Below are 16,608 nucleotides of genomic sequence, written 5' to 3'. Positions count from 1 at the left end.
TATCTAATAGTAACCGAGGTTTTATTCCATAAGGAGGACTAGAATAATGAATCTAATTAATAAAAAAGTTACACATAAGCGTTTTGGCATGGGTAGTATCGTTAAACATAATGAGTCCATTATTGAAATACATTTTGCATCAGAAAATAAAATGTTTGTTTTTCCTGATGTATTTGGAAAGTACTTAAAATTACATGATAAAAGTGATGCTCAGTTAATTGAAAAAATAATACAAAAAAAGGAAATTGAACGTAAGGAAGAAGAAATGAGGAAGGAAGAAGAAAAAAAACTGCAACGAAGAAACCAAAAACTTCGCTTAGAACACGAAAAACTGATGAAACATCATAAACTGCATCCAGAATCTCAAATGGTTTTTAAATGTGACACAGAAGAACAGACTAGTTCTTTGTTAGAGTGGAAGGTTTTTTTAAGCGCTATAAAAAGTGGTAATAACAAAGGAAAGCCAAACAAACCTAACCGCATGCACCAAAATAGCGCTGTCCTATTAACAGCATTAGATTCCGGCATGTCAGAAAAAGACAGACGTATTTTAGGTGTCTATATGGTGAATGAAGATTTTATCGGTAAGCTGTGTGAAGATGGGAATATTCCGGCCCATTCAAAATACAGACTCCAACTTACAGAACAGGAATCGAATCAGCTGCTTTTTTGGAAATATTATATAGATAAAAAATACCCTAACAAAATGACATGGAATACAGGTAAATACCGTTATTTTGATAATTTATGGATGGCTCAAATTTTACTTGATATCGTTTCATTGAAAAGTGAACCAACAGAACGAGAACTTGCACAACAATTTTTAAAACATTTTTGTAAAATGAATCAGATAACAGCTCATGATTTACCAAAGCCGAATGGGACATTATTGCGTATTTAGACGTTATCCCAAAGATAATAAGAATGACAGGGAACTGACATGTTTTTATACAATCTTTTATCAAAAACGAATTCTTATTAATGGGATTCGTTTTTTTTTTGTATGAAATATAAATAAGATCTACTGATTTATGTATTTTTAGTTTTTGTCAAAAAAGCCAAGGATTTAATATCAATCCGTGGCTTTTTTATTGAGTAGATGTAGTTTATTTATGTTGTTCGCCAATATGATTGAAAAGGGAGGCGGTCAATTCTCTTCGGATTTGTTTAATATGCTTTTCCATTAGTTGTTTGGCTTGATTGGCATCGCCGGCTGCAATGGCCAAGTAAATTTCTTTATGTTCATCTATAGTTTCTTGCGTACGGTCTAAATCTTTCAAGCGCTGTGTTCGGGTCACACGGATTGTATCTTGCATATGTTCGCTAAGGGTTTGGAATAATTGCGAGAAGATTGAATTGTGAGCAGCGAGAACGATATTAATATGGAAGCTTAAATCAGCTTGAATGCCTAGTTCCACGTCATTTTTAACTTGATTCATCATTTCCAATGCTTGCCCAATTCGTTCTAAATCTTCAGAAGTGGCCCGTTGTGAAGCTAAAAAGGCACATTCTACTTCAAGTGTTTGGCGAAGCTCTAGCATTTCATAAATAAGTTTTTTTTCTGTTTTTAAAATGGTAGAGGAAAGCTCTTGTCCTAATGAATGGCATTCAGGTGATTTCAGAAAACTGCCACTGCCTTGTTTAATGTCTATAATTCCTTTTATTTCAAGCTTTCGCAGTGCCTCTCTAACCGAAGTTCGACTTACATTAAAGCGACTCGCTAATTCTCTTTCCGTCGGCAGTTTTTCTCCAGGCTGTAATTCTCCATTTAAAAAATATTCCTGTATTTGATCTACAATAACTTGATAAGCTTTTTTCTTTGGTTGCAGCATTTCCTATGTCCTTCCCCTCAATTACATAGTAAAAGTATAAACGCTTTAATCATACAGAATTCCTACCTCGTTAGCAATGAAAGAAAATTATTAATTATTGATATTTTCTGAATATTAAGTATAATAAAAAATGGTTGGACCAATTTTAATATTTATGAAGATTGGTATAACCTATTTATTTATCATTCATGACTTTGGGAAAATGGGAGAAAAGAAGGGGAGAATAAAATGATAGCAAGTGCAACAAATGAACAATTGGTGAGCGCGCTACAAGGTGTTCTGTCAGAAAGCCAAGTAACGATTAATCAAACAATATTAGAACAACATAGTAGTGATGAATCTTATCATCAAGCTAGTTTGCCAGATATCGTTGTGTTTCCAACAACAACTGAACAAGTGAGTCACATACTAACTATTGCAAATCAATACAAAGTTCCAATTGTCCCATTTGGCAGAGGAACAAGCTTAGAAGGACATGTAATTCCTTATGAACAAGGGATTACCATTGATTTTTCAGAAATGAACAACATAGTAGAAGTGAGGGAGAAGGACTTTCTCGTAAAAGTTCAACCAGGGGTAACGCGTTCGCAGTTAAATAAAGAGTTAAAAAAATACGGTTTGTTTTTTTCAGTGGACCCTGGGGCAGATGCAACACTAGGTGGAATGGCCGCGACAAATGCGAGTGGCACAACATCTGTTAAATATGGAGTAATGCGCGATCAAGTTCGAGATTTAGAAGTTGTGCTGTCAGATGGTACGGTTATTCATACCGGTAATTTAGCGGAAAAATCTTCATCTGGCTTTCATTTGAACGGTCTTTTTGTAGGGTCTGAAGGAACGCTCGGTTGCTTTACGGAATTGACGCTAAAAGTTTATGGACTTCCTGAATATGTCATGGCTGCTCGAGCATCTTTCAAAACAGTCAATGATGCAGTCGAAGCAGTCGTTAGTATTTTACAGGCCGGAATTCCAATCGCAAGAGTCGAACTGGTTGATGAACCTTCTATGAAACAAGTGAACTTGCATAGTAAAACAGCTTATGAGGAGCAACCAACTTTATTTTTAGAGTTTCATGGAAATGAAGCTGGTTTAAAGCAAGACGTTGATTTTATGAAAGAAATTGTAGCAGAGCATAATTGTCAAAATATAGATTTTGAGACTGACAATGCAGCGCGAAATCAGCTATGGGAAGCTCGCCATAATTTAGCTTACGCCTATGTCCATGGACATCCAGGAAAAAAACTGATGGTGACAGATGTTTGTTTACCGATTTCTGAGTTAGCAGGGGCTATTGAACATGCGAGAAAAACACTGAATATGTTTGCCCTTACAGGGGGGATTGTTGGACATGTCGGTGATGGCAATTTCCATGTTCTTTTAATGATTGATATGCAGGATGCTAATGAAATAGCAAAGGCGGATGAATTTAATGAATTAATTGTTATGTATGCGCTTGAACGAGGGGGAACTTGTACAGGAGAGCATGGTGTCGGTATAGGGAAACAGAAATACCAAGAGAAAGAACATGGGAAAGCACTGCTTGTGATGGAAAAGATTAAACAAGCGCTTGATCCGGATGCACTGTTGAATCCAAATAAAATATTAAAAATAAAGAAATAGGGAGTGGGAATATGAAAATATTAGAAGCGATTAGTACGATAGCTGGAAAATACTTTGCGCTATGGGTCATCTGCATAGCTGTTATTGCTTTTATCGTTCCCGACCCATTTTTACTATTTGGGGGCTATATTACAATATTGCTCGGCATCGTTATGTTTGGTATGGGACTAACGTTGAAAGCGGTTGATTTCAAATTAATTTTAACGAATCCAGTGCCCGTTATTATTGGTGTTTGTGCTCAATATCTTATTATGCCGCTGACTGCTTTTTCCATTGCCTATATCATGAACTTACCCGCAGAATTAGCGGCAGGGCTTGTTCTTCTCGGTTCAGTTCCAGGGGGGACTGCTTCGAACGTTATGGTGTATTTAGCGAAGGGCAATGTACCGTTATCCATTACGATGACTTCTTTTTCAACGTTATTAGCACCAATTGCCACACCATTCATACTACTATTACTTGCAGGTAAATGGATGCCGGTCGATCCAATGGCAATGTTTACTTCTATTATTCAAGTGATTATTTTGCCGATTATTTTAGGCATCGTCATACGAAAATTTGCTCCACAGATTGTGGAAAAGAGCATTAATGTCATTCCTCTTATCTCAGTAGTAGCTATTATCATTATTGTCTCTGCAGTTGTTGCTGGCAATGTTGATAGCATTGCATCGGCAGGGTTTATTATTTTTACGGCAGTAATGCTTCATAATGCATTTGGACTGCTGCTTGGCTATTTAACAGCGCTACTATTAGGACTTGATGAAAGTAATCGGAGAGCGATTTCCATTGAAGTGGGGATGCAAAACTCTGGTCTTGGGGTAGCATTAGCCACTGCCCATTTTGGTCCGTTAGCTGCCTTGCCGAGTGTTCTTGGTGCTGTGTGGCATAATATTTCTGGTCCAATTCTTGCCACGTATTGGTCGAAAAAAACGGAAAACATTAAACATCAGCTTAGTGAAAAAATACAAGAAAGCAACGTCGAAACACAAGTATAAAAGATGGTAGACGTTATCAATATAATAAGAGAAGAACGAATTCCAATTTTGCTGGAATTCGTTCTTCTTTTTGCTCGTTCCAATCACATCAAAAACTTGAGCAATCCATTTTAGTAATTAGTATGGTCGTTTATAAATAGTTATTCATCATGTTTAAGAAGACACAAAGCATAGTTTGGCTTAAATTGCCCTGTAAATGTTAGTAAAACTAACGTTTGCAGGGTGATTTTATGGCAGGAACTGCACAACTAGAGAGAAACGAAACTTATTCTCTTGCAATATCGTCAACAACTTGACAGAAGTACAAAAACGGGAGTATTATACATTAGCTACCGAAAAAAAGCTATAGTGAAGTAATAATTTCCGAATTTTATACGAACAATCTAACACTAGATTTCAATTAATAAGTAATAGGTAGGTGCAGAAATGAAAAGTCTAATAAGTAAAAAAAGTGACTTATTAAACAGCTTTTTAGGGATATATATAGTAGCTGTCGTCATGTTATGGATGAAAACATACATCACGCAAACAGCACAATTTGATTTAGGTGTAGAAGGAGTACTTCAACATTTCCTATTACTCTTAAATCCACTAGGTTCAGCAATGCTATTTTTAGGGATTGCTTTTTTAATTAGAGGAAAGAAAAGATATACATTACTGCTTGTTATTTACACGCTTATGTCAATTCTTTTATACGCCAATGTAGTGTATTACAGATTTTTTAGTGATTTTATTACGTTACCGACCATTTTCCAAACGCAAAACTTTGGCGATTTAGGTGGTAGTATTCTTTCATTATTAAAACCTTATGATATTTTGTTCTTTGTGGATGTCGTTGTCATGTTTTATCTACGATTCTCAAGCAAAGTTCCAAAAGAAACAAAATCATTTGGTTATAAAAAAGCAATGGCGATTATTGCTTTTGCATTAATCGTATCCGTTGTCAATTTAGGATTAGCTGAGGCTAGTCGTCCTCAACTATTAACGCGAGGTTTTGATAGAAACTATATTGTGAAATATTTAGGTATGTATAACTATACGATTTATGACTCAGTAGAAACGATGAAAGCTTCCTCACAAAGAGCATTGGCTGATAGTAGTGATATTACCGAAGTAATTAACTATACAAAATCGAACTATGCTAATCCGAATGCAAAATATTTTGGTGCAGCAAAAGGAATGAACGTAATTTATTTACACTTAGAATCATTCCAAAACTTCCTAATTGACTATAAATTAAACGGTCAAGAAGTTACACCATTTTTAAATTCATTAGCAAAAGATAATCATACATTGTATTTCGATAATTTCTTCCATCAAACAGGTCAAGGTAAAACGTCTGATGCAGAATTTATGTTAGAAAACTCTTTATTCGGATTACCACAAGGTTCTGCCTATATTACAAAAGCACAAAATACGTATCAAGCAGCACCTAGTATTTTAAAAGATTATGGTTATACATCGGCTGTTTTCCACGGTAACAACGGAAGCTTCTGGAACCGAAATGTTATTTATAAATCATTTGGATTCGATAAGTTTTATGATGCAAGTTATTATGACACAGCTTCTTCAGATAATATGGCTGAATATGGTTTATTAGATAAACCGTTCTTTGAACAATCGCAAAGTTTTTTAAATTCCTTACCACAACCGTTCTATACAAAATTAATTACGGTAGGGAACCATTATCCGTATAAAATGAATCAGGACTTAGTCACAATTGATAAAGCGAATACGGGCGATGCAAGTGTAGATAACTATTTCCAAACAGCACGCTATGCCGACGAAGCAATTGAACAAATGTTTAATCAACTAAAAGAATCAGGTTTATATGATAATTCAATGATTGTTCTTTATGGTGACCATTATGGTATTTCAGACAATCATAATGCAGCAATGGAACAAGTTATTGGGAAAGAAATTACACCATATGAAAGTGCTAATTTACAACGTGTCCCATTATTTATTCATGTTCCAGGTATGCAAGGTGGTATCAACCATACGTATGGTGGTCAAACAGACTTGCTTCCAACGCTTTTACATTTACTAGGAATTGATACACAAAACTTTATTCAATTCGGCTCAGACTTATTATCAGAAGAGCATAATGAAATTGTGCCATTTAGAAATGGCGATTTTGTGAGTCCTAAGATTTATTCAATTAATGAAAAATTTTATGATAATAAAACAGGATTACCACTAGATGATAGCCAATCAGAGGCAGCTCAAGCTATTAAAAAAGAAGTAGATTTTAAATTAGGCTTATCTGACAAAGTAGTGAATGGTGATTTACTGCGATTTTATAAACCAACAGGTTACACGCCAGTAGATCCTTCAAAGTACAATTACAACAAAGATGAGAGTACAGAAGCTAAATAATAATTAGTAGGCAGTTCAAGATAATGTGTTTGATATCAAGAAGATTATGATATTGTACCGTTAGCTTGGACTGCCTTTTCACTGCTTGCTTATTGTATTGCCGGATTTTTAAAAAGTGAAAATCTAGTTATGTGTGAAGATAAATTACAAAAGCTAGGTTATACTATTATAATGACTTTATTGCTTGAAGCAATTAAGTTTTAGGGGATAAGTGTATAACCGAATATCCTATAATGAGAGGGTTTGAATTAAAATATGACGAATAATTTTTGGCGGGATTTACCGCGACCATTTTTTGTACTTGCTCCAATGGAAGATGTGACGGATGTTGTGTTTCGTCATGTCGTAAGTAAAGCAGGTAGACCAGATGTATTTTTTACCGAGTTTACAAATTCGGATAGCTATTGTCATCCAGAGGGTCAGAAAAGTGTGCGAGGACGTTTGCTTTTTACTGAAGATGAACAGCCTATGGTTGCGCATATATGGGGAGATAATCCTGAATATTTCCGACAAATGAGTATAGGCATGGCGGAGCTTGGTTTTAAAGGTATTGATATTAATATGGGCTGTCCTGTTCCGAATGTGGCATCACGAGGCAAGGGAAGCGGTCTTATTTTACGTCCTGATGTTGCGGCGGAACTTATTCAAGCAGCGAAAGCGGGTGGACTACCTGTTAGTGTGAAAACAAGACTTGGTTTCACGGAAGTGGATGAGTGGCAGGAATGGCTTACACATATTTTAAAACAAGATATCGCCAATCTATCAATCCATCTGCGTACGAGAAAAGAAATGAGCCAAGTAGAAGCACACTGGGAGCTAATTCCGGAAATTAAAAAATTGCGAGATCAAATTGCACCAAATACGCTATTAACAATCAATGGAGACATCCCTGACCGTACAACAGGTATGAAGCTAGTTGAACAATATGGTGTGGATGGCGTGATGATTGGACGAGGTATTTTTAAAAATCCATTTGCTTTTGAAAAAGAGCCGAAGGAACACAGTAGTAAAGAATATCTTGATCTTTTAAGATTACAGCTTGATCTTCAAGATCAATATGCCGAGGAGTTACCACGTTCAGTTACTGCGTTGCATCGCTTTTTCAAAATCTATGTTAAAGGATTCCGCGGGGCAAGCGAATTAAGAAATCAGTTGATGAATACAAAGACAACAGATGAAGTACGCGAATTGCTTAATCAATTTGAATAGGTGCCAGTCACTCAAACAATTCTAAATTGTTTGAGTGACTGGCACGTACTACATTCTTACTACATAGTATCTTAATATTACTTATATTTACCTAATATTCTTTAGATAATACTACTAGTGTCGACAAAAATTGACATGTAATTTATAATGTAAAATTGTAATAATGTTATTATTATTTTAAGAAAATGAAAAGGCAAACTTACTGAAAGGTAAGGACGCAAAGCTACGAGTCTAAAATCCTATTGGGATTATGATAGTCGGGTTGCCAAAATAATAAACGATTATTTGGCTACTCTTAATTTTTATAATAAGGGTAGTTTTTATTTTCCTAAAAGGAGACGAATTAAAGAACTATAGCGTTAATAAAGTCTTATTAGTATAGGATAGTAAAAAAACTATATGAAAAAGGAGATTAAAAATGTTAGTCGTTGATAAACCGAAATATAATATGGCGATTTATGAAGCCAAAAAAGAAGTACACGTTCAAGTTCACGGGTTTATTAAAACAGAGCTTGTAGAGGAATATATAAAAGATTTGGAAGAAACCGTGGCGAAAGTACCAAAAAAATCCTATACCTTTGTAGTTGATGCAACGTATCAATCACCTGTTCCATCTAAAGTTTCAGCGGAGCTAGGGCAAACATTAATGTTTTATGCATCACTTGGCTTCAAAGATATCTATATCGTCAATCCATCCTCTAAAATTGCCTATGTGCAAGTGAGAAATGCTTTAGAGGGAGTGAATTTCCCAGGAACAGTAGTTGACAATGTATCACAATTAGCAACACGATAGTTTTTAAAATCACTAGAAGCATATTTTGGAGGAATTTATGATGCCAACATTACAAGATGTATATACATATGAAATCATTACAAAAGACCAACCAGATTTAATTGAAAAAGCGGCAACATGTTTAGCTAAAACATTTGTTGGAGTAGATGTAGCCGGTAAATGGGTGCAAGAGCCGATAATCGGGTACTCTTTAAAATTGCCTTATGATGATTTCTACCAATTCACGAAGGAATACATTGAAGACAATGTGCATCAAGGATACTGTGTGGTTGCGCTTGATGCAGAGCACAATGTCGTAGGCGCTCTAGTTGGTGATACAAACGCACTGGAAATACATGAAGGTGATATTTTTAGTGGTACGTTTTCTGATATGAATATTGTGATGGATGTCTTAGTGGATATCGATGTTCGTTTCCTAAATGACTATAAACAACGTTATGGGAAAGAAATGGAAGATAATGAAGTGCTGCATTTATTTTTATTAGGAGTTATAGCTGAGCACAATCGCCATGAAATTGTACAAACGTTAGGTGATATTTTAGTTCAAAAAGCATCTGAAGAAGGGTTAAGACTTGTGTTAGCTGAAGCTACAAATCCAAAGTCAATGACTTTGTTACAGAAGTATCATGGATTTGAAAAATATGTAAATGTCGAAGGGGATTTCATTGTTCATAAATACGAAACAAATGAGCATTTAAACGATATCCCAGCGTCCGTTGCTGATGGAATTTACATTATTGTAAAAGAGTTATAAACATCATAGGTTGAGAGAATAGGAGATTTTTATATCATGGATGCTATTATGCTAGTGATTATAGTATTTTTATTATGCACGTCCTTGTATTTTGCTTACCGATATTTTTCGCTTAAACGCCAGGCCGATAGTCAGAGTGAAGTGACAAACGGGGCAGAGGAATTATCTGCAAGTCAATTAAAAGAGCAATTACATCTATACGAAAAAAATATAAATGAAAAAGGTCAAAACCTTGTTGAACATGGAGAATATGCAGCGGAAAAGGCTGATATCGTTAGAGCCGCCATTGATGAGGTAGGAAAAGGATTAAAAAAACAATTAGTAGCTACTGAAGAAAGTTCAACTTCGATTGAAGACATTACAGTGGCTATCGAAGAATTATCTATTAGATCAAACCAAATTTCAGAACAATCGAATACGACGTTAGAATTGACGCAAGAAGGTAACGAAAAGCTAAAAGATTCGATGGTGAAAATGGAGCAATTTGATCAAACGATTAATACAACATTTGATGCAATCAACATCCTTGGAGAAAAATCACATGAGATTGGCAAGATTGTCAAAGTAATTACGGGGATTTCGGAGCAAATCAACTTATTAGCATTGAACGCAGCTATTGAAGCAGCTCGTGCAGGTGAACATGGTAAAGGGTTTGCTGTAGTAGCTGATGAAGTTCGTAAATTAGCAGAACAGTCACAACAGTCCGCTGCTGAAGTATCGAATATCGTAAAAAATATTCAAGTAGAGACGGATCGAGTTGTTACATCTATGAAGCAAGGAACAGAAGAGTTTGCACAAACGAATACTACCATTTTAGAAATTGGTACGATGTTCGAAAGAATTGTAGAAACGACAAAAATTATTGCTGAAAATAATGCGAATTCATCTGCAAGTACAGAAGAATTATCTTCAAGCTCTCAACAAATCATGGTGGCAATGAGAGACATTTCTTTCATTTCGCGTGAATCTGTGGAAATGTTTGAAGAGTTAGTTGAAATTAGCGATGACGAATTAAGTACAATGGATAAATTAGTACAAGAAGCAGGAAACCTTGTCAGCTTAAAAATATAGAGAAATCGGTGCCAGACACTAAAACAATTCAAAATTGTTTTAGTGTCTGGCACTCTTTCATATATTCTAGTAAAAGCTAATGGGAGTAGATATCCATGGACAAACAAAATAGCAGATACAGATGGGTTGTATTTGTTGTTGTATTGTTTACTTATTTGTTAATGGCGAGTCAACGCACAGCGCCAGGATTAATTACAGACCAATTAATGAGCGATTTTCAGGTAACGGCAGCAACGATTGGCTTGTTAACAAGTATCCAATTTTTTGTATATACAAGCTTACAAGTACCAATGGGGATATTGGCTGATCGCTACGGTCCAAATACTTTTTTAATTTTAGGGGCGACACTTACAGGGTTAGGTACAATCATTTATAGCCTTAGCACCCATGAACTCATGCTATTTTTTTCGAGAATACTGACCGGCATAGGAGATGCAACGATTTGGGTTAATATGGTGCTAATTTTGGCACAATGGTTTCATCGTAAGGAGTTTGTACGGTTAATTGGTCTGGCAGGTATGACTGGGAGTCTAGGGTTTTTATTGGCGACAGTCCCCTTCTCCACGTGGATTGATTTACTAGGTTGGCGGATGGCTTTTTGTAGCGCAGGACTACTATTAAGCTTGTGTGGCTTTGTCCTTTATTTTGTACTTGTCAAAAAGCCTAAAACACGCTTTATCAACGAGCAAATTTTTGTAACCGATGAAGAACAACATGATAAAACATCCGTATTACTGAAAAGAATATTTTCACATCCGCAAGCATGGGCTCTATTTTTTTGTCATTTTGGTGTAGTAGGGGGGTATGTAGGATTTATCAGTTCCTGGGCTGTACCATACGGTATGACTATATATGAAATGACACGTTCGGATGCAAGCCAATTGATTATGGTTGGTCTTATAGGGGCACTAATCGGAGCTCCTCTAACTAGTTGGCTGGCTAGCAAGCTAGATACCATTAAAAGGCCCTATATTGTCGTGCATAGTATTGTTTTACTTAGTTGGTGTACGTTTCTTATATGCAATGGACATCCAGCTTTTTTCTTGCTGTTAGTACTATTTTTTATTATCGGCTTTGGATACGGGGCAAGTGCATTAACTTTTGCTGCTGTACGGCAATCTTTCCCTTTACACGAAGCGGGAGTAGTTTCTGGATTTGCCAATACGGGAGGCTTTTTAAGTGCCGTTTTGCTACCCATTATTTTTGGTTATTTATTAGATCATTTTCAATCTGTTTCAGGTTACGTAGATGATGGCTACTACTATGGCTTTATTGTGCCAGTTCTTTTCTCCATCATTGGTTTGTTTGGTGTGCTGTACTTTAAGGAAAAGCGTAGCGTCTAAAGATACAATCTATAATTAAAAGTTTATAAATTGTGTTTATCGGAAAAAATGAAATTACTGTGAATGAATAGAAAGCTGTAGTCGTTGAATTTATTATACTAATAGAGCAGTTTAGTTGAAGAAATAGAAGTAGAAGGGTATTTTAAATAAGTAAACTAAAGTGGAAATATAGCGGTTCTACAATGGGGAATTTTTCGTTCCGCTTTACGTATGGAAGGAGTATTAGTGTTTTGGGAATAACAAGTATGGTCGGATACGTAATTATAGGTGCATTACTTATTCTTTTATTAGCATTCATCTTCGTCATGATAAAAGGAGCAAGAAAGTAAGTGCCAGGTACTAAAACAATTCTGAATTGTTTTAGTGCCTGGCACCTTTTATTTATTTTTGTCTTTTTTCAGCCATTTCTACAAGTCGTTTCGTGATTTCTCCACCTACGGAACCGTTCGCGCGAGAAGAAGCATCTGGCCCAAGTTGTACGCCGAACTCTTGTGCGATTTCATATTTCATTTGATTAACAGCTTCTTGTACACCAGGAACTTGAAGTTTATTGGAACTTCGATTTTTATTAGCCATTTTTCTCACCTCCTTGTGCTATTAGAATGGTCGGCAGTTTGATTTTCATACATTTAAAAACAAGGAAATGTGCAATCTAGATACTATAGGTGAGGAATAATCACAAAGCTAGCTAAAAATACATTTTACTCTGTTATAATAAAGCCTGGCTCTTTTAAATTAAGGTTTTGCAAGAAAATCAAGGAGGTTTTGAGATGACGAATAATGATATTTTGATTCGTTTACGATATGCACTAGATATTAAAAATACGGATATGGTAGAAATTTTTAAGCTGGGTGGCATGAAATACACAAAAGAGGATGTATTAAACATGCTTATCAAAATTAAAGATGATGAAGAAGATATCCCAGAGAATTACATTAAATGTAATAATAAAATGGTAGAGGCATTTTTAAATGGTTTAATTACATTTAAACGTGGCCCTCAACAATCAAAACAAGGTCAACAAGAAGGACCACCACCGGTTACAGGGAAAGAAAGTCCGAATAATATGCTTTTGAAAAAAGTAAAAATTGCAATGGCTTTAACAACGGAAGATATGCTTGATATCTTATATGAAGGTGGCGTAACAGTATCGAAAGGTGAGCTAGGTGCGATTTTAAGAAATCCTAGTCACCGCAATTATAAAGAATGTGGCGATCGCTTTGTGAGAAACTTTTTAAAAGGGTTAACATATAAATATAGAGATTAAGTATTAATTTTCTTTATAGTGAATTGTGGTGGGATGCTTACTTACAGTAAGCATCCCGCCTTTGTTTGTATTGGATGATGAAATACATAATATAAATAAAAGCAATAAAAAATAAATTGTAAAATCACCATTATTTTCTTTTAACTGTTGATAAATGTGACGGAATTGTGTACAATTAAATTGACACAAAGTTGTCACAAAGGGAAAAGAAATGTTCATGAACAGAGGGGTGCTTTTTATGATATTTTTTGATCTTATTTTAATTGCTATTTCTTGCATTAGTATTCCATTAATAGTTGCTGTTATGTTAGACATTTTTTACGCAGAACGCAAAAAAGTTCGTTTTTCATTACGCCGTACTTCTGTATGGTATATGTGCGTTTTTGCATTATCCTTTATTCCATCCGTCTTACTCGTAACACAACTTGCATAATTGAATAAACATTTAGGGGTAAGTGTTTATCAGAAATTTAAGCAGCAATAACGTATGTTTACGTTGTCGCTGCTTATTTTTTTACAATAAAAAAGAATATTTTTACATAGTAATTATTTCATTGTTTGTACAGAAGTAGTAAAATAAGAGCATGGACAAAATAGTATTTTCGTAAGCTATATTGATTATTTTTTACTATTATGTTAATTTGAGGAGAAATAAGGGCAAATCTACTGAAAGGTAGAGACGCAAAGCTACAGGTCTAAGGCAGATGGCGCTATGACGGCTGGGTTGCAAAAGATTAGTCGTTATTGGGATTTATTGGTTTTTTATCTTTAATAACCTATTTCTTTTGAAATAGGTTATTTTTTTTTTGACCTATAAAATATAAAGAGGAGGAACTATCAATGCAATTTTTAAAAAATGTTTCATTGAAAAACAAATTATTACTTACAGTTTCTATTATTGTTTTACTGTTGATTTCTATCATCACAACGCAAAGTATTAGTGAGCTAAACAAAAGAATGAATGTAGATTTGGAACAAGAGTTAAAAAGTGTTGGTATATTGACAGCTATGAATCTCGATAGTGATCAGATTAAACATTTATTAACTGAAAAAGGGGAAAGTAATCCCGATTTTAAAAATCTCCAAAAACAGCTAGACATGATCCAAGAAGAGCAAGGGATAATGAGCTGGAGTTATATTTGGGATATGAAAGATAAAGGTGTTAATCCGATAGGGTATACATCCAACTTGAATGAGGTATATGAAGCTGGTGAGATTTTCGAAGAGTTAGCAGATGAACATGTAGCAACAGCTAAGCGTGCAATTGACAATAATCAGTCTGAAGTGACGAACGTATTCGAAGATCAATATGGTGCTTGGAGAACAGTATTTACCCCTATTAAAGATGATAATGGCAAAATAATTGCTTTGTTAGGTATTGATTATTCCGCAGATTACATAAATACGATCATCAAAACAAGCATGACAAAACAAATTGCAATCGCAGTTGTTGGTTTGATTATTTTACTAATTTTACTTTACATAATTATCGATCGACTATTAAAGCCTCTTAAGAAAGTAGTCGATGTTGCAAATCAAGTGGCAAATGGTGAATTGCATCATGTTGAATTAGAAATTACGAAAGATGAAATAGGGAATTTATCGCAATCTATTCAAACGATGGTTACCAATTTACAACATATTATTTTAAATATTAGAAATACTTCTAATCATGTTTCTTCTGCTGCAAGTCAGTTAACTGTCAATGCAGGAGAGTCGTATAACAGTTCTACCGATATTGCAAAGGATATGAGACGTATAAATGAGAATGCGGAAGCAGCTATGGTAATGACAGAAGAAACTGCTGCAGCTATGGAGGAAACAGCAACAGGAATTCAACAAATAGCCGATTCAGCAAATACAGCTGCCGAATCATCTATAGCAGCGTCTCTTGCATCTGAACGTGGAGATAAAGTCGTGCAACAAGTTATATCCCAAATGGAGCTAATTAATGGTTCAGTAGAACAAATTGGCAAAACGATTAATGGCTTACATGTTAATACGAATAAAATTAGCGATATTGTGAGTCTTATTACAGCAATTGCGGATCAAACTAACCTACTTGCTCTAAACGCGGCTATTGAAGCAGCAAGAGCAGGAGAACATGGTAAAGGGTTTGCAGTTGTAGCAGATGAAGTGAGAAGGTTGGCAGAACAATCATCCCAATCAGCAACAGAAATTTATAATCTTATTAGTACGATTCAATCCGATTCAAATGCTTCCATTGTTGTGATGGAAAAAGGAAAAGCAGATGTAAAAACTGGTATGGAATATACAGATGAAGTAGGGGAGATCTTTAAAGAAATTCTTACATCATCGGAAGAAGTCGCAAGTCAAATTCGTGAAATTTCAGCAGCTTCTCAGCAAATATCTGCTTCGTCGGAAGAAGTTGCAGCGTCTGTAAATAACATTAAACAATCAGCGGAGCTTTCATCAGAGTTTTCATCTAATGTCTCAAAAGCGACACAGGAACAATTAACGACGATGCAAGAAGTGAAAGAGGCTTCTTCTTCTTTAGGAATAACAGCACAAGAATTACAAGCACTTGTAGCAAAATTCAAATTGGAGAATGATGAAAATGGAAAATAATTTAGCAGAAAAAAATGTTCTGATTACGGGTTCTAGTAAGGGCATCGGAAAAGCAATTGCACTTGCATTCGCAAAACAAAGTGCCAATGTATTCATTAACTATATTGGTGACGATCAAGAAGCAGAAGAAGTGCGAGCACAGGCTGAAAAACTAGGTGTGCGTGCTTATAAATACCGTGCTGATGTATCAGACTCTCATCAAGTACAGGACATGTTCCGATACATGGACAAGCATCTAGGGCAGATTGATATTCTTGTCAATAATGCAGGATTTGCCCAAGCTTCTAGCGTGCTAGATTTAACAGACGAACAATGGGACAGGATGATTAAAGTACATCTTTATGGATGTTTTTATAACTGCCGAGAAGCAGCGAAACGCATGAAGGAAAGAAACAAAGGCAAGATTATTAATATTTCTTCAGATATTGGTAGTTTAGGTTGTGAAGAGTTTACGCATTACTCAGCTGCAAAAGGCGGCATTAATGCATTTACAAAAGCTTTGGCAAGAGAATTAGCGCCCAACATATTAGTAAACGCTGTAGCTCCTAGTGGGACACTCACAGATATCCTACAAGAATTTGGAGAGAACTATATTGAAGAGGAATCCGCAAAGTATCCATTAAAACGCTTGGCACAGCCTGAGGAAATCGCAAAAAGTGTACTTTTTTTAGCCTCTGACAATGCTGATTTCTATACAGGTCAAATTTTAACGCCTAATGGTGGAGTAGTAATGAATGGATAATGTAAGAACTAAG

At 35.4% G+C, this 16,608-nt stretch carries 15 protein-coding genes and 2 riboswitches; of the genes, 13 read left to right on the top strand and 2 right to left on the bottom strand.

All coding sequences use genetic code 11. The features are described from left to right. Positions 1 to 46 precede the first annotated feature (46 nt). Positions 47 to 901 carry a malate synthase gene (locus MKY08_RS19385; RefSeq protein ID WP_069509638.1) on the top strand — a complete coding sequence of 285 codons (855 nt, stop codon included), beginning with the start codon at positions 47 to 49 and terminating at the stop codon, positions 899 to 901. Between the two features lie 205 nt (positions 902 to 1,106). On the opposite strand, the gene MKY08_RS19380 is transcribed toward MKY08_RS19385, so the two are convergent. Continuing rightward, a complete protein-coding gene (locus MKY08_RS19380) occupies positions 1,107 to 1,832 on the bottom strand; it encodes a FadR/GntR family transcriptional regulator (protein WP_024364482.1) in 726 nt (241 codons plus the stop codon). 228 nt (positions 1,833 to 2,060) lie between these two features. Here MKY08_RS19380 and MKY08_RS19375 point away from each other — a divergent pair, with 228 nt between their 5' ends. From MKY08_RS19375 to MKY08_RS19340, 8 genes are all read left to right on the top strand, one after another. After that, positions 2,061 to 3,452, top strand: coding sequence for an FAD-linked oxidase C-terminal domain-containing protein (locus MKY08_RS19375; protein ID WP_069509641.1), 1,392 nt, complete (start codon positions 2,061 to 2,063; stop codon positions 3,450 to 3,452). Positions 3,453 to 3,463: 11 nt separating this feature from the next. Continuing rightward, positions 3,464 to 4,447, top strand: a complete 984-nt coding sequence (locus MKY08_RS19370; RefSeq protein ID WP_069509644.1) for a bile acid:sodium symporter family protein — start codon at positions 3,464 to 3,466, stop codon at positions 4,445 to 4,447. 426 nt (positions 4,448 to 4,873) lie between these two features. Beyond that, positions 4,874 to 6,826 carry an LTA synthase family protein gene (locus tag MKY08_RS19365; protein ID WP_069509647.1) on the top strand — a complete coding sequence of 651 codons (1,953 nt, stop codon included), beginning with the start codon at positions 4,874 to 4,876 and terminating at the stop codon, positions 6,824 to 6,826. 255 nt (positions 6,827 to 7,081) lie between these two features. Beyond that, entirely contained in the window at positions 7,082 to 8,035 is a 954-nt protein-coding gene (locus MKY08_RS19360) for a tRNA-dihydrouridine synthase (protein ID WP_069509650.1), read from the top strand. Positions 8,036 to 8,217: 182 nt separating this feature from the next. Further along, positions 8,218 to 8,305, top strand: a riboswitch (cyclic di-GMP riboswitch). A 148-nt stretch (positions 8,306 to 8,453) separates the two neighbouring features. Continuing rightward, the gene (locus MKY08_RS19355) at positions 8,454 to 8,828 is read left to right on the top strand and encodes a hypothetical protein (RefSeq protein ID WP_069509653.1); all 375 of its coding nucleotides are present in this window, start codon (positions 8,454 to 8,456) and stop codon (positions 8,826 to 8,828) included. A gap of 40 nt (positions 8,829 to 8,868) precedes the next feature. Beyond that, complete coding sequence (locus MKY08_RS19350) at positions 8,869 to 9,582, top strand: hypothetical protein (RefSeq protein WP_069509656.1); 714 nt, start codon at positions 8,869 to 8,871, stop codon at positions 9,580 to 9,582. A gap of 36 nt (positions 9,583 to 9,618) precedes the next feature. Continuing rightward, positions 9,619 to 10,653 carry a methyl-accepting chemotaxis protein gene (locus MKY08_RS19345; RefSeq protein WP_069509659.1) on the top strand — a complete coding sequence of 345 codons (1,035 nt, stop codon included), beginning with the start codon at positions 9,619 to 9,621 and terminating at the stop codon, positions 10,651 to 10,653. A 95-nt stretch (positions 10,654 to 10,748) separates the two neighbouring features. After that, positions 10,749 to 11,996: an MFS transporter gene (locus MKY08_RS19340; protein WP_069509662.1), complete on the top strand. Its 1,248-nt coding sequence runs from the start codon at positions 10,749 to 10,751 to the stop codon at positions 11,994 to 11,996. Positions 11,997 to 12,377: 381 nt separating this feature from the next. Here MKY08_RS19340 and MKY08_RS19335 read toward each other — a convergent pair whose 3' ends face one another. Further along, positions 12,378 to 12,572 carry an alpha/beta-type small acid-soluble spore protein gene (locus MKY08_RS19335; protein ID WP_029747426.1) on the bottom strand — a complete coding sequence of 65 codons (195 nt, stop codon included), beginning with the start codon at positions 12,570 to 12,572 and terminating at the stop codon, positions 12,378 to 12,380. 194 nt (positions 12,573 to 12,766) lie between these two features. On the opposite strand from MKY08_RS19335, the gene MKY08_RS19330 reads away from it, so the two are divergent. The 4 genes from MKY08_RS19330 (at position 12,767) to MKY08_RS19315 (ending at position 16,595) form a co-directional block, all read left to right on the top strand. Next, positions 12,767 to 13,264, top strand: coding sequence for a DUF1456 family protein (locus tag MKY08_RS19330; RefSeq protein WP_069509663.1), 498 nt, complete (start codon positions 12,767 to 12,769; stop codon positions 13,262 to 13,264). Positions 13,265 to 13,502: 238 nt separating this feature from the next. Further along, entirely contained in the window at positions 13,503 to 13,697 is a 195-nt protein-coding gene (locus tag MKY08_RS19325) for a hypothetical protein (protein WP_069509664.1), read from the top strand. A 213-nt stretch (positions 13,698 to 13,910) separates the two neighbouring features. After that, a riboswitch (cyclic di-GMP riboswitch) is annotated at positions 13,911 to 13,996 on the top strand. A gap of 108 nt (positions 13,997 to 14,104) precedes the next feature. Next, complete coding sequence (locus MKY08_RS19320; RefSeq protein ID WP_069509666.1) at positions 14,105 to 15,853, top strand: HAMP domain-containing methyl-accepting chemotaxis protein; 1,749 nt, start codon at positions 14,105 to 14,107, stop codon at positions 15,851 to 15,853. Continuing rightward, entirely contained in the window at positions 15,843 to 16,595 is a 753-nt protein-coding gene (locus tag MKY08_RS19315; protein WP_069509668.1) for a 3-oxoacyl-ACP reductase family protein, read from the top strand. Before MKY08_RS19320 ends, MKY08_RS19315 begins: the two co-directional genes overlap by 11 nt. Positions 16,596 to 16,608 lie beyond the last annotated feature (13 nt).

The sequence above is a fragment of the Lysinibacillus sp. FSL M8-0337 genome, assembly GCF_038593855.1.
Classification (GTDB): domain Bacteria; phylum Bacillota; class Bacilli; order Bacillales_A; family Planococcaceae; genus Lysinibacillus; species Lysinibacillus sphaericus_D.
The sequence above is the reverse complement of the archived record's forward strand: the minus strand, read 5'-3'. Positions and strand labels throughout refer to the sequence as shown.

Coding starts and splice junctions, on each gene's coding strand:
- MKY08_RS19385 (WP_069509638.1), top strand. CDS start 47: ATGAATCTAATTAATAAAAAAGTTACACATAAGCGTTTTGGCATGGGT.
- MKY08_RS19380 (WP_024364482.1), bottom strand. CDS start 1,832: ATGCTGCAACCAAAGAAAAAAGCTTATCAAGTTATTGTAGATCAAATA.
- MKY08_RS19375 (WP_069509641.1), top strand. CDS start 2,061: ATGATAGCAAGTGCAACAAATGAACAATTGGTGAGCGCGCTACAAGGT.
- MKY08_RS19370 (WP_069509644.1), top strand. CDS start 3,464: ATGAAAATATTAGAAGCGATTAGTACGATAGCTGGAAAATACTTTGCG.
- MKY08_RS19365 (WP_069509647.1), top strand. CDS start 4,874: ATGAAAAGTCTAATAAGTAAAAAAAGTGACTTATTAAACAGCTTTTTA.
- MKY08_RS19360 (WP_069509650.1), top strand. CDS start 7,082: ATGACGAATAATTTTTGGCGGGATTTACCGCGACCATTTTTTGTACTT.
- MKY08_RS19355 (WP_069509653.1), top strand. CDS start 8,454: ATGTTAGTCGTTGATAAACCGAAATATAATATGGCGATTTATGAAGCC.
- MKY08_RS19350 (WP_069509656.1), top strand. CDS start 8,869: ATGCCAACATTACAAGATGTATATACATATGAAATCATTACAAAAGAC.
- MKY08_RS19345 (WP_069509659.1), top strand. CDS start 9,619: ATGGATGCTATTATGCTAGTGATTATAGTATTTTTATTATGCACGTCC.
- MKY08_RS19340 (WP_069509662.1), top strand. CDS start 10,749: ATGGACAAACAAAATAGCAGATACAGATGGGTTGTATTTGTTGTTGTA.
- MKY08_RS19335 (WP_029747426.1), bottom strand. CDS start 12,572: ATGGCTAATAAAAATCGAAGTTCCAATAAACTTCAAGTTCCTGGTGTA.
- MKY08_RS19330 (WP_069509663.1), top strand. CDS start 12,767: ATGACGAATAATGATATTTTGATTCGTTTACGATATGCACTAGATATT.
- MKY08_RS19325 (WP_069509664.1), top strand. CDS start 13,503: ATGATATTTTTTGATCTTATTTTAATTGCTATTTCTTGCATTAGTATT.
- MKY08_RS19320 (WP_069509666.1), top strand. CDS start 14,105: ATGCAATTTTTAAAAAATGTTTCATTGAAAAACAAATTATTACTTACA.
- MKY08_RS19315 (WP_069509668.1), top strand. CDS start 15,843: ATGGAAAATAATTTAGCAGAAAAAAATGTTCTGATTACGGGTTCTAGT.